Below are 12,600 nucleotides of genomic sequence, written 5' to 3' on the forward strand. Positions count from 1 at the left end.
AGCCGGGGTGGCCGTGCTCCGCCATGCACTGCCGGACCAGCAACGCCGTTGCCCGCTGCGATTGTTGATAGTCCTGCGGTGTGTAGAGGTAGCGGCCGGCCGGGAGCGGGCCGAGGTCCGACGCCGTACGGATGACCTCCGGGCGTTGTGGACCGGAGGCGCAGATCGCCGCCAGCAACGCCACGGCACCCAGCCGCCACCCCCGTCGCATCATGCGAAGGAATGCTAGCGGGCCACGTGTTGCGGTCGGCCACGGCCCCCAGCGGCCCCCGCTCGTGGTGGCCGCACCTTCGGATGTCCCACTCGGTGGCGGAGCAGGGCGAGGCCGGCCAGCAGCATGACCAGGCCGCAGACGCCGTTCCAGCCGAAGGTGGAGTACGCGCGTACGCCCAGCCAGGAGCCGACGCTGCCGCCGAGGAACGCGCAGGTCATGTAAGCGGTGTTGAGTCGGGCGCGGGCTTCGGAGCGCAGCGCGAAGATGCGCGTCTGGTTGGCGACCTGGCCGGACTGCATGGCGACGTCGAGCAGCAGCATGCCCGCGCCCAGGCCGGCCAGGCCGACGGCACCGCCGAGGTCACCGGTCAGCAGCAGGGCACCGGCGGCGACGGCGCCCACCATGGACACCAGGTTCACGGCGTCGGGGCCGTCGCGGTCGGTACGGCGCCCGGCGATCGGGGTGGCGAACATGCTGGCCGCGCCCACCAGTGCGAGCACGCCGATGGCCGGGGTGCCCAGGCGGTAGGCCGGGCCGGTGATGTACAGCGCGAGGGCGGTCCAGGCGGCGCTGAACGCGGCGAACACCAGCGCCTGGTTGAGGGCCGAGCGCCGCAGCAGCGGCTCGGTGCGCAGCAGGCGCAGGGAGGCCGCGAGCAGGGCCGGGTAGGACTGGCCGGTGCTCGGTGTGGTGGCAGGGAGCGCGGCGGCCAGTGCCACGGTGAGGGCGAGCACCAGGGCGGCAGCGACCAGGTAGGGGGCACGCCAGCCCAGCCACTCACCGAGGGTGCCGGAGAAGGCGCGGGCCAGCAGGATGCCGCCGATCAGGCCCGACAGAAGGGTGCCGGTGACTGTGCCACGGTGCTCCGGTGCGGTCAGGGCGGCCGCCATGGGGATGAGGATCTGCGGGACCACGGTGGTCAGACCGACCAGCGCGCCGGCGACGGCGAGGACGGGCAGGGTGCCGGCGGTGCCCGCGAGCACCAGTCCGGCGCAGGTCGCCAGCAGCAGGGTGGTGACCAGGACGCGGTGGCGCAGTCGGTCACCGAGCGGGACCAGCAGGAAGATACCGGCCGCGTAGCCGAGCTGGGCGCAAGTGACCACGAGAGCCGCCGACTTCGGGGAGACGTGCAGGCCATCGGCGATGAGCGGACTGATCGCCTGCGGGAAGTAGATGTTCATCACCGCAACGCCGCACGCGACGGAGAGCAAGAGCGTCAACCGCCGGCTCGGGGTCGGAGATGCGGGAGAGGGAGGCTCAGCGGACACGGCACACCTCTGGCGAGGAAGAGGACAGAGCGGCGACAGGGAGGAGGAGTGGAGCCTCGACCCTCATCGAGAACCGGTTTAACTGGTTCGCTGAAAGTACCAGTAAAACCGGTTCCGCAGTAGGGTGGTTGCCATGCTCGAGACGCCCGCGCCCACGGCCCCCCGCTTCCGCAGCGGTGCAGGCCGGATCTGCCTGGACTTCATGCGCACTCTCCGGCTGCGCGGCATGGACGGCGCCACCGAGGAACTGGACAGCGCCGATGCGCTGGCCGCCTGGGTCGTCCAACTGGGGCCCTACCCCGACGGCGTGGCGATCTCGGCTCCGACATCGGAGGTACTCCGCGAGGCGCGGGCGGTACGCGAAGCGGTGCACGCACTCCTGACCGCGGCCCGCTCACCCGCCGGCCCGGTCGGCTGCCCGCCCGGGGAGCGGGAGCTGCTGAACCGGACCGCCGCCGCGGCACCCCCGGTTCCGGGCCTCGCCGCGGACGGCACCATGACCTGGACCGCCGGGGACCCCGTGGGCGCGGTCCTCGCGGACATCGCGCGCGACGCGCTCCTGCTGGCGACCTCGCCCGCGCTGAACCGGCTGCGGGCCTGCTCCGGACCGCACTGCGCCGCCTGGTTCCTCGACACGTCCCGTCCGGGCAACCGCCGCTGGTGCTCGATGGACACCTGCGGCAACCGGTCCAAGAAGCAGACCTGGCGCACCAAGCACGCGCCCGCGATGGGGTCCTGACGGCCCGTCACGCCAATGGCGCGGCAGGTTGGGCGATCTCGGCCCCTCCCGACTGATCATGGTGCAGTCGGCTTGTGGGCGAGGAAGCTGGCGATCTTCCACCTCATGTCTTCACCGGGCTCCTGGACCAGTTGAGCGTTGATGGTGAACCCGGCCTGGTTCAGCAGTTGTGCGAGCTGGTCTGTGGGCAGGCGATAGGACTCGAAGGACACGGAGTGGCCGCCGTAGGCCTGTGCCGGACGGCGGTGCTCACCGGCGCTCACGTGGCCGACAACGAGAAGATGTCCGCCCGGCGCCAAGGTGCGATGGAACTCGGAGAACACGACCGGCAGCAGCTCCGGAGGCGTGTGGTGGGTGGAGTAGTAGGCCAGGATGCCGCCGAGCGTGTCGCCCTCGACCTCCAGCGCGGTCATGGAGCCCACGGAGAAGCGCAGGTCCGGATAGGCGCCTCGAGCCAGTTCGATCATCTTCGGCGACACATCGACGCCGAATGGAGCGACGCCGAGTTCGGCCAGATGTGCCGTCACTTTGCCGGGTCCGCAGCCCACGTCCGCGACCGGCCCTCGGTCGGATGCCCGTACGAGTTCGGCGAACGCGGTCAGTATCGAGCGTGACAGCGGGTCCAGCTCGGACGGGGACTTGACGAGGGCGGCGTAGTCGTGGGCCACGGTGTCGTACGACTCCCGCACCGCCGCAAGGTAGGAAGGCTCAGTCACGCGGCGAATCTAGACGGGAACACTGACAGGGCCAGTGCCGGCTTCCGCATCGAGCCGGGCGAGCAGGCTCTTTCAGTCGGCAAGGCCTTCCGTGCGAAGCACCTCGAGATCGGCCAGGTAGGACGCGAAGTGCTTGGATCGTCTGGGAGCGACGGCCACCGTCGTGTCGAACGGAGTCGACTCGAACCGTCGCGCTGCGAACCGTGCGACCGGGGGCAGCCGCTCCAGGCTGCCGAACTGCTCGACCCGCTCGCGATGCAGCAGGAACTGGGTCTCCTCGTCACGTCGGACGAGGTGGCCAGGGACGTGGTAGAAGTCGGCGCCGGCGAACGCAGCCTCCGAGATGTCCAGAGCCCAGTCGACATCGGCGTAGTAGGCGACGATCCCGGCCGTGAATCGGTCCCGCACGTCCTGGGGCAGTGAGAAATTCGGCGGAGTCGCCATGAGCGGGCCGATGTTCCCTCTCAGCGTCACGTGTTTGAACACGCAGCCGTTCAGGTTCAGTTGCGTCGTGATGGCCAAGCCGTCGATCCGTATGTCCTCGAACCGCACCCCTTGTGCCCCGAGGCCGCTCACCCGGCAACGCCTGGCAGTGACGTCCCGGACGACCAGGCCGAGGTCCGGGTCGTCGAACTGGGCGAGCACCGAATTCTGGAACTCGCACCGGTCGAGCTCGGCCGGGCCGAACACCCGGTTGCTGCCGATCACCTTCACGCGGGCGATCACTTGCCGCTGCAGCAACATGCGGATGTCCCTTCCTGAACTCGGCGCCAGTGTAGGCCGGGCGTGGCACCTGATGGGTGCTCAGCGGCCCCGGCGGAACCAGCGGCGACGGGCGGGCGCCTCCGGTTCGGGCCGCGGGGCGTCGAACGGCGGGAGGGTCTTGAAGCCGTCGTCCAGGACGACGGTCGGGGCGATCCGGCGGAGGGCGGTGCGGACCAGGGACAGCGGGTGGGTCGGGAACTGCTCGTCCCACTCCTCGTGGTCGGCGACGTGGTACGGCATCGGGACCTCGAGGTCCGGCGCGTACGGATGCGGCTCGAAGTAGTCGGCGGGACCGATCCGGTCGAGGACCACGGCTTCGCGCAGGCCGGTCATCCCGCTTTCGGCCGCCTGGATCTTGAGTACGGCGCTGGACCGGTCCCTGGGTACGGTCCAGGACCCGAGGAAGACCTGTCCCGGCCGGTTGGGCAACCGCACCTTGGCGAACTGCCGGACGGCCGGGACCGAGTCGATCTCGCCGACCACGACCTCGATCAGCCCCGCACCGGCCTCGGCGGTGAGCTCCGTGAGTCCGCGGCGCAGTCGCTCCGGCTGGTCGAGCGGGGCCGGCAGGTCGGGTACGAGGTCGAAGTGGTGCAGGGAAAGCACCAGGCCCTGCTCGTCGGTCCATACGCCAGGCTCGCGTTCGGAGAAACCGGTGAGGTCGAGGCGGGTGATCGGCATCATGGCGGACATCATCGCCGCCACCCTTCCCGCCTCCCGAACCGGGCTCCCTCCCGGCGTCTTTTGCTCAACTCGTACCTTCCAGGCTCGGTTGGGAGGCGGCTGCTCAGGGCGGCGGCAGTTCGGTGCCGAGCCTGTCGGCGGGCACGCGCTCGATGCGGGTCCAGCCCCGCCAGCCACGCTCCTTCAGAATCGCCAACACCAGTTCGGCGCCCGGTGCGGACTCGAGCATGGTCGAGTCCATCAGGGCGACGAACTGATCGTCGAAGCCGTCGCCACCTGCCGCGCCGGCCTCCACGGCGCGGATCATCAGGCGTTCCAGGACGTCGGCGACCTCGACGATGCGCGGATCGTCGGCCGGCCAGTCGAGCTCCCCGGTGAAGAAGCCGTAGAGCCTCACCATGTCGGGGTCGTCCAGTTCCTCGTGCTTCTTGGCGATCACGGAGTCGATCAGGTGCGGCACCTGCGCGGCGATCATGATCCAGGCATCCCGCTCCAGTTCGATGTACCGCTCCCCGACGCCGAGACCGCGCAGCCGGTCGAGGTAGTCCACGACGCTCTGCGGCAGCGCCAGGTGTTCTCCGGTGGCGAGCCGCGCCAGTCGGCTGCGGGTGTCCTGCAACCGCCGGATCTCCGCGCGCAGATGCTTGTCGATCTCCTGGACGCCGTCGGCGAACTCCGCCGGACCGGCGTCGAGGAGTTCCTGGACCCTGGCCAGCGGCACGCCCGCGTCGGCCAGGGTGCGGATCCGGATGAGTCGTACGACGGCTGCGGCATCGTATGTCCGGTACCCGGAGCGGTCGCGCCCGGGCTCGGGGAGCAGCCCTATCTTGTGGTAGTGGCGTACCGCCCGTACCGTCACCCCGGCGTACGCCGCCAGCTGGCTGATGGTGAGCATGGGTCCCAGCCTGCCTCAGGCGATCTTCCGGCGATAGGCGGTCATCGCGAAGCCGTACGCCACGACGAGGATGCCCACACACCACGCGAGCGCGGTCCAGATGTCGTCGCCGACCGGATGCCCCGTGAACAGCGCGCGGATCGTGTCGACGATCGAGGTCACCGGCTGATGCTCGGCGAACCAGCGCACCGGGCCGGGCATCGTCCCGGTGGGTACGAACGCCGAGCTTACGAACGGCAGGAAGATGAGCGGGTAGGCGAACGCGCCCGCTCCCTCGACCGACGACGCGGAGAGCCCCGGGATCACGGCGAGCCAGGTCAGCGCCAGGGTGAACAGGAGCAGGATGCCGGCGACCGCGAGCCACGCGGACACTCCCGCCCCTGAGCGGAAGCCCATGAGCACGGCGACGCCCACGACGAGCACGAGCGCGATCAGGTTGGCGACCAGCGAGGTGATGACATGGGCCCACAGCACACCCGAGCGCGCGATCGGCATGGACTGGAATCGCTCGAAGATCCCGCTCTTCACATCGGTGAACAGCCGGTACGCGGTGTAGGAGATGCCGGACGCGATCGTCATGAGCAGGATGCCGGGCAGCATGTAGACCACGTACGGAACTGAGCCGGTATCAATGGCGCCGCCGAACACGTAGACGAACATCAGCATCATGGCGACCGGCGTGATGACGGTCGTGATGATGGTGTCCATGCTGCGGGTGACATGGCGCAGGGTCCGCCCCGTGAGCGCGGCGGTGTCGCTGAAGAAGTGCGCGGTCATTTCTGTCCCCCAGTCTTCGTGCCGGTGGCGTCGCCCTTGTCGGCGCGCCCGATGACCGCGAGGAAGATCTCCTCCAGCGTCGGCTGCTTCTCGACGTACTCGACCTTGGCGGGCGGGAAGAGCTGCTTGAGTTCGGAGAGGGTGCCGTTCACGATGATCCGACCCTGGTGGAGGATCGCGATCCGGTCGGCCAACTGCTCGGCCTCCTCCAGATACTGCGTGGTCAGCAGCACCGTCGTTCCCTGGCCGGCGAGCTCCCTGACCGCATCCCACACCTCGATGCGCGCCTCGGGGTCGAGTCCGGCCGTCGGCTCGTCCAGGAAGATCACCGGTGAATTCCCTATGAGGCTCATGGCGATGTCCAGCCGGCGGCGCATCCCACCCGAGTACGTGGACACGCGCCGCGCGCCCGCCTCGCTCAGCGAAAAGCGCCTGAGCAGATCGTCCGCGATCGCGCCCGGGTCCTTGAGGTGACGCAGCCTGGCGACGAGGACGAGATTCTCCCGCCCACTGAGGATCTCGTCGACAGCCGCGAACTGCCCGGTGAGACTGATGGACTCCCGCACGTTCGCCGGTTGCGTGGCGACGTCGAAGCCATTGACGCTCGCCGTCCCTGCGTCGCCTGTCAGGAGCGTGGCAAGGATCCGCACGGTCGTGGTCTTGCCCGCCCCGTTGGAGCCGAGCAGGGCGAAGATGCTGCCCGGCGCCACGTCGAGGTCCACACCCCGCAGCACGTCGAGTTTCCCGTACGACTTCTCCAGGCCCCGTACGCGAATCGCCGGACCGGCGACCGATTGGGCTGTCATGGTCATCTGCCTCCTCCGCGGAGCCGTTCCAGGCGGTCGCGAGGAGGCTCCTGCCGGAAGGATGGAGGGTTGACCCAGCGTCAAGGTCAAGCCTGCTCCGGCCACGGCATCCGGTTCGTCGTACGCCAGCAGGACATATATCCACCCAAAGAGGAATCCGACACCGGCGACCCGGCTCGATGGAACGATCGGGACGTGTGCGCGCATCAGTGTCAGGAGGGACGCCATGGCCGTCTACGAGCTGAAGAACCGTCTGGTCGTCGGCATCGCCTCCAGCGCGCTGTTCGACCTGGCGGAGGCGGATGCCATCTTCCGTGAGCAGGGAGAGGACGCCTACCGCGCCTACCAGGAGGCGCACCTGGACGACACGCTGGACAAGGGGGTCGCCTTCCCCTTCATCCGCAGGCTGCTGTCCCTGAACGACCTCTCACCCGACGACCCTCTGGTCGAGGCCATCATCCTGTCCCGCAATGATCCGGACACCGGGCTGCGGGTCATGCGGTCCATACAGACCTACGGCCTGCCGATCAGCCGGGCCATCTTCATGCAGGGCCGCTCGCCCTATCACTTCATGCCCGCCCTGAACATGTCCCTGTTCCTGTCCGCGAACGAGGACGACGTCCGCGAGGCCGTCGCGCTCGGACTGCCCGCCGGCCGCGTGCTCGGCCCAGGAGTGGCTGACGAGGGGGATGACCAGGATCTGCGGATCGCCTTCGACTTCGACGGGGTCCTCGCCGACGACGCCTCGGAACAGGTCTACCAGTCCGGCGGTATCGAGGACTTCCGGTTCCATGAGACGACGAACGCCGCCACCCCGCACGACCCGGGTCCCCTGCGGGACTTCCTCGTGGGCGTCAACCGGCTCCAGCGGCGCGAGGAGGAACAGAGGGCGGCGGACGCCGACTACAAGATGCGCGTCCATGTCTCCCTCGTCACCGCCCGCGACGCACCCGCCCACGAACGCCCGGTGCGCAGCCTGAAGAACTGGGGTGTGACCGTCAACGACGCCTTCTTCCTCGGCGGCATAGACAAGAGCACCATCATGGAGGTCCTCAAGCCCCATATCTTCTTCGACGACCAGGTCGGCCATGTGACGGGTACCGCCCGCAGCACGCCCAGCGTGCACGTCCCGTTCGGGAAGATCAACGAACCGGACCGCTCTGCGCCTGAGCAGGAGCGGCCATGAGGTCTGCCCCGGACTGAGTCCGGCTTGCGCCGGACATCATGACCAGGCCGGCCGGACCCCTGCGCGGGTCCGAGGATCATGCCGTCAGGTCAGCGCCGGCATGAAGCCGCCGCGGGCGGTGCCCGACGACAGCAAGGCAGACCAGTCGAGGGTCTCGGGCAGTCGGTCCAGGGACAGGACGACCGCTCCGCCGGCCTGCTCGGCGTCCGAGCACCAGTCACCCATGGCGTCCGGTGCCGTGCCACCGTCGGCGCCCCCGACCACCGGCGCGGCCAGAGCGGGGACGACGAGTCCGTGGTCACCGGGTCCGTCCACGACGCACAGGGTGAGTCGAGGGACGATGCTCCAGCCTTCGCACAAGGGCACCGACCCGTCCGACGCGGTCAGCGGCGGCAGGGCGGCGTGGACGGGCGCGTCGGCCAGCAGGAGCACGGGCGTGGCACCTCGGACGAACAGAGTGTTCTCGGGATCCAGGATCACGGGAACACTCTCGCAGGCCGAGAGATCAAGTCATCAGGGAGGTGAGAGCTAGTGTCGTTCACACTATGTCGTCGTCCGCGTGGGCAACGGTCCCGGATGTACCGGCCGCACTCCACAGGTCGACCGGTACGAAGTCCCGGGCCCGGCCGTCCGCGTCGAGGATGCGGCCCATGTGCTTGGTGATCCGCAGCGCGATCGAACGGTCGGCGACGCGCAGATGAGGCAGCGCGCGGGCCAGGCGGACCTCCAGCCGCTGGACGTCGGCCAGAGAGGCGACCCAGGCGATCGCGAGCAGGTTCTGCGGGCCCGCCACCGTCACGCACAGCCGGATCTCGGGGAAGCGCGCCACCTCGTGGGCGGTGGCGTCCAGGTGCCCGGAGGCCACCGAGGCGAAGAAGGTGACCGAGACCGGCACGCCGGACAGCGGCGGGGCGAGGTCGCAGCGCAGCACCAGCCCGCCCGAACCCAGGCACCGGGAAGGAGCACGCTCCCGGAGCCTGTGCCGATGTCCACTGCCGCGGCGCCGGGCTCAGGCGGCGGGAGCGGTGTCGGCGACAACCTTCTCGGCAGGACCGGACTCGGGTTCCGGCTCGGCCTTCCTCCCGCCCGGAGTGTGGTTGAACAGCAGGTTCAGCAGGAACGCGGCGACGGTCGCGCTGGTGATGGCGCTGCCGCCGATGATCTGCACCCAGGTGGGGAAGGCGTGGTAGAAGGACGGCGCGACGACCGGGAGCATGCCGACGCCTATGGCGACGGCGACGACCAGCAGGTTGCCGGTGCCCTCGAACTCCACCTTGCGCAGGGTGTTGATGCCGACCGAGGTGACGGTGGCGAACATGACCAGTCCGGCGCCGCCGATGACCGGCCCGGGCAGGGAGGCCACGATCTCGCCCAGCTTCGGGACGAGGGCGAGGGCGACCAGGATGCCGCCCGCGACGGCGGCGACGTAGCGGCTGCGGACCTTGGTCATGCCGACCAGGCCGACGTTCTGGGCGAAGACGGTGTCCAGGAAGCCGTTCATGATGCCGCCGAAGATGCCCGAGACGCCGTCGGCGGCCAGGCCGCGGGCCAGGTCCTTCCGGGAGAGCGGGCGTCCGGTCATCTCACCGACGGCGAGCATGTCGGCGGTCGACTCGGTGAACGTCACCAGCATGACCACGCACATCGAGATGACCGCCGCGACGGGGAAGTGCGGAGCGCCGAAGTGGAATGGGGACGCCAGACCGAACCAGTCGGCCCCTCCCACGGAGGAGAAGTCCGTCAGGCCCATGGGCACGGCGACGAGCGTGCCGACGATCAGACCGAGCAGGACACCGAGCTGGGAGAAGAAGCCGCTGGTGCAGCGGTTGACCACGACGATGAGCAGCACGATCCCGCCGGCCAGCGCGAGATGGCTGGGAGCGGCGTAGTCCTTGGCCGTGGCGTCCTGCCCGGCGATCAGCCCGGCTGCCACCCCGATCAGGGACAGCCCGATGACGGTGATGACGGAGCCGCTGACCAGGGGCGGGAAGAACCGCACCGCTCGGGCGAAGGGGACGGCGACCAGCAGTCCGAAGACGCCGGCGGCGATCATCGAGCCGTAGACCGCCTGCATGCCGTACTCGCCCGCGATCAGGATCATCGGAGTGACGGCGGTGAAGGTGGCACCGGCGACCACCGGCAGCCGCACGCCCAGCACCTTGCCGATGCCGAGCGCCTGAAGGAGCGTCACCAGACCGGCCACCAGCAGATCGGCGTTGATGAGCAGGCCGATGGTGGAGGTGTCGAGCTTGGCCGCCGCTCCGAAGACCAGCGGGACGGTGACGCAGCCGGTGTACATCACCAGCACGTGCTGGAGACCGAGCAGGCCGAGCCGCGCGGGCGGCAGGACCTCGTCGACCGGGTGCCGGGCGGGCGCGGCGGCGGGTTCGGACGCGGATGCGTCAGGGGGCTGGGACACAGCGAACCTCCGGAGACGAAGCGGAGCTTGACGAGGATGGGGAGAGCGGCAGTCTGCGAGCGAGGTGGGCGCGAAGGAGGGGACGGGGCCTTGGGGCACCGACCGGAACAGCGGTTCAACTTTTTGTTGACGGCGTTTCACTCGCGTTTCCGTGGCCGAACAGCGCTGTTGCTTTTGCTGTGGTCGGGCATTCGCGGTCACCCATGACGCGCCGCGGACGTCTCGCCTATCTCCGTCGCCGCGGCCGCGTTCCTCGGCCCCGCTCGCTCAGTGCACTTCGGCCCCGCTCGCTCAGTGCGATTCGGACCTGGTCGCGAGGTCGCTCGGATCGGTGTTGGCGCCGCAGAGGACCACGCAGACCTTCTCGCCCTTGCCAGGGCGGTAGCCGCGGTCCGATGCGGTGGGCCCGTCGGGCGTGTGCCCGTCCGGGGAGGTGAGAGCGGCGAGGGCGGTGGCGGCACCGTGTTCGACCGCCACCTTGCGGTGATCCCACAGCGCCTGTCGGGCGCGGACGATCTCGGAGTCCGCCACGAGCACGGACTGCACCCCGTCCTGCCGGGCGGCATGCAGTGCCATGGCGGAGGTACGGCGTGCGCCGAGGGAGTCGGCGGCGACCGACTCCACGGCGACATCGACGACGGCGCCGGACTGTAGGGCGGCGTTGAGGGCGCGGCAGTTCTCGGGTTCGACCGCGACGGTGCGGATGCCGTGGTGCTGGGCTGCGGTGGCCACTCCGGCGAACAGCCCACCACCACCGACCGCGACCACCACGGTGTCCAGGTCGGGGATGCGGTGGCGGATCTCCTCCAGCAGAGTGCCGGCCCCGGCCGCGATGAGCGGGTGGTCGTAGGCGTGGCTCGCCAGGGCGCCCGTGGTGTTCGTGAACTCCTCGCAGGCTGCGAGGGCTTCGGCGTACTCGGAGCCGATGAGACGTACGTCGGCGCCGTAGCCACGGAGCTTGGCCACCTTCACGGCCGGGGCGTTGGCCGGCAGGAAGACGGTGGCCCGCACTCCCTGCTGCTGCGCGGCCCAGGCGCACGCCAGTCCGGCGTTGCCGCCGGAGGCGATGGTGACTCCGACCTCGGGGAGGGTGCCCGCTTCGCGGTGGGCCTGGATGAAGTTCTGGGCGCCGCGAGCCTTGAAACTGCCGGTGTGCTGCATGAACTCCAGGGCCAGCCACACCTGGCAGGGTTCCTCGGCCCGGTCGTCGGGGGAGTCGCGGTCGGCGGTGCGGATGGCACCCGGGTCTACCGGGGTGACGGTGACGGGGCGGACGCGTCCGGCGATCCGGTCGGCGGCGGCCTTGATGTCGCCGTAGGTGAGGATCTGCATCTTGTTGCTCCAGAGAGTCAGGACCAGGCGAGGGCCGGGCCGAAACGAGCGATGCGGTTCGGGGCGTGTCGCCCCCGTGGAGGAGGGTGGGCCTGGCGTGGCGATACGGTGTACCGTACGCTGACTCGTATGCCTAGGCAATCCGCTTCCCTGGACCTCGCCACCCCTCGGCGCATCGCCGAGACCGCCCTGCGGATCGTGGATCAGGACGGGCATTCCGCCCTCAGTTTCCGCACCCTGGCCGCCGCGCTGGACATCTCCGTCGCCGCTCTCCAGCGCCGCTGCACCGACCTGGCCGGCCTGCTGGACCTGGTCACCGACCATCTCGCCGCACGTCTGCCGCAGATCCCCGCGGGCGCCGACTGGGCCGGCGCCACCGAGCGGCGGTTCAGCGCGCTGTACGAGCTGCTGACGGCTCATCCGGGCCTGGTCGCTCTGCGCGGCGCGCGGCCCTGGCTGGGCCCGCAGCTCCTCAAACGGCTGGTGGAGCCGCAGCTCGCCGACTTCCGCAAGGCCGGCATGACGCCCGAGGCGGCGATGGTCACCTACCGGCGGCTGTACCTGCTCACGCTCGGCAGCGCGAGCTTCGTCGATCACCGGGACCCGAGGACCACCCAGACCGCCACCCGCCAAGCACTGGCCGCGCTCGATCCCGAGGAGTTCCCGGAGCTGACAGGCCACCTGTCGGCGATCCTGCCGGCCATGGTCGACCACGAGGTCTACTACGGCGCCCTTCGCCAGCTGATCCACGCCGCCGCCCCGGCACGGACCGGCGCCGAAGGGAGCGGGCGGTGACCGT

General features: G+C 69.9%; 14 protein-coding genes and 1 pseudogene. 3 read left to right on the forward strand and 12 right to left on the reverse strand.

Features of this window, described 5'->3' with window-relative positions; all coding sequences use genetic code 11:
* Window positions 1-214, reverse strand: a pseudogene (locus FNH09_RS07045) (hypothetical protein); the annotation flags it as partial.
* 11 nt (window positions 215-225) lie between these two features.
* Complete coding sequence (locus tag FNH09_RS07050; protein WP_152885899.1) at window positions 226-1,395, reverse strand: MFS transporter; 1,170 nt, start codon at window positions 1,393-1,395, stop codon at window positions 226-228.
* Window positions 1,396-1,615: 220 nt separating this feature from the next.
* On the opposite strand from FNH09_RS07050, the gene FNH09_RS07055 reads away from it, so the two are divergent.
* Complete coding sequence (locus tag FNH09_RS07055; protein WP_152885900.1) at window positions 1,616-2,221, forward strand: CGNR zinc finger domain-containing protein; 606 nt, start codon at window positions 1,616-1,618, stop codon at window positions 2,219-2,221.
* 56 nt (window positions 2,222-2,277) lie between these two features.
* Here FNH09_RS07055 and FNH09_RS07060 read toward each other — a convergent pair whose 3' ends face one another.
* The 6 genes from FNH09_RS07060 to FNH09_RS07085 all read right to left on the reverse strand — a co-directional run bounded on the left by FNH09_RS07060 (window position 2,278) and on the right by FNH09_RS07085 (window position 6,864).
* Window positions 2,278-2,937 (reverse strand): methyltransferase domain-containing protein, encoded by a 660-nt coding sequence (locus FNH09_RS07060; RefSeq protein ID WP_162468216.1) that lies wholly within the window; start codon window positions 2,935-2,937, stop codon window positions 2,278-2,280.
* Window positions 2,938-3,009: 72 nt separating this feature from the next.
* On the reverse strand, window positions 3,010-3,681 hold the full coding sequence (locus FNH09_RS07065) for a hypothetical protein (protein ID WP_152885901.1): 672 nt from the start codon (window positions 3,679-3,681) through the stop codon (window positions 3,010-3,012).
* Between the two features lie 60 nt (window positions 3,682-3,741).
* Window positions 3,742-4,386, reverse strand: coding sequence for a hypothetical protein (locus FNH09_RS07070; protein WP_152885902.1), 645 nt, complete (start codon window positions 4,384-4,386; stop codon window positions 3,742-3,744).
* 103 nt (window positions 4,387-4,489) lie between these two features.
* The gene (locus FNH09_RS07075; protein WP_152885903.1) at window positions 4,490-5,281 is read right to left on the reverse strand and encodes a helix-turn-helix domain-containing protein; all 792 of its coding nucleotides are present in this window, start codon (window positions 5,279-5,281) and stop codon (window positions 4,490-4,492) included.
* 15 nt (window positions 5,282-5,296) lie between these two features.
* The gene (locus FNH09_RS07080; protein ID WP_152885904.1) at window positions 5,297-6,058 is read right to left on the reverse strand and encodes an ABC transporter permease; all 762 of its coding nucleotides are present in this window, start codon (window positions 6,056-6,058) and stop codon (window positions 5,297-5,299) included.
* The gene (locus FNH09_RS07085) at window positions 6,055-6,864 is read right to left on the reverse strand and encodes an ABC transporter ATP-binding protein (protein ID WP_152885905.1); all 810 of its coding nucleotides are present in this window, start codon (window positions 6,862-6,864) and stop codon (window positions 6,055-6,057) included. The genes FNH09_RS07080 and FNH09_RS07085 overlap by 4 nt, the downstream gene beginning before the upstream one ends.
* A 226-nt stretch (window positions 6,865-7,090) precedes the next feature.
* On the opposite strand from FNH09_RS07085, the gene FNH09_RS07090 reads away from it, so the two are divergent.
* Window positions 7,091-8,050, forward strand: coding sequence for a 5'-nucleotidase (locus FNH09_RS07090; RefSeq protein ID WP_152885906.1), 960 nt, complete (start codon window positions 7,091-7,093; stop codon window positions 8,048-8,050).
* Window positions 8,051-8,134: 84 nt separating this feature from the next.
* Here FNH09_RS07090 and FNH09_RS07095 read toward each other — a convergent pair whose 3' ends face one another.
* From FNH09_RS07095 to FNH09_RS07110, 4 genes are all read right to left on the reverse strand, one after another.
* Complete coding sequence (locus FNH09_RS07095; RefSeq protein ID WP_162468217.1) at window positions 8,135-8,530, reverse strand: hypothetical protein; 396 nt, start codon at window positions 8,528-8,530, stop codon at window positions 8,135-8,137.
* Window positions 8,531-8,588: 58 nt separating this feature from the next.
* Complete coding sequence (locus FNH09_RS07100) at window positions 8,589-8,981, reverse strand: Lrp/AsnC ligand binding domain-containing protein (protein ID WP_162468218.1); 393 nt, start codon at window positions 8,979-8,981, stop codon at window positions 8,589-8,591.
* Between the two features lie 78 nt (window positions 8,982-9,059).
* Entirely contained in the window at window positions 9,060-10,469 is a 1,410-nt protein-coding gene (locus FNH09_RS07105) for a nucleobase:cation symporter-2 family protein (protein WP_338017497.1), read from the reverse strand.
* A gap of 291 nt (window positions 10,470-10,760) precedes the next feature.
* Window positions 10,761-11,801 (reverse strand): threonine/serine dehydratase, encoded by a 1,041-nt coding sequence (locus FNH09_RS07110; protein ID WP_152885908.1) that lies wholly within the window; start codon window positions 11,799-11,801, stop codon window positions 10,761-10,763.
* Window positions 11,802-11,930: 129 nt separating this feature from the next.
* Between FNH09_RS07110 and FNH09_RS07115 the strand changes: the two genes are divergently transcribed.
* Complete coding sequence (locus tag FNH09_RS07115) at window positions 11,931-12,596, forward strand: TetR/AcrR family transcriptional regulator C-terminal domain-containing protein (protein WP_152885909.1); 666 nt, start codon at window positions 11,931-11,933, stop codon at window positions 12,594-12,596.
* Window positions 12,597-12,600 lie beyond the last annotated feature (4 nt).

It is taken from the genome of Streptomyces adustus, assembly GCF_009377175.1.
GTDB lineage: Bacteria > Actinomycetota > Actinomycetes > Streptomycetales > Streptomycetaceae > Streptomyces > Streptomyces adustus.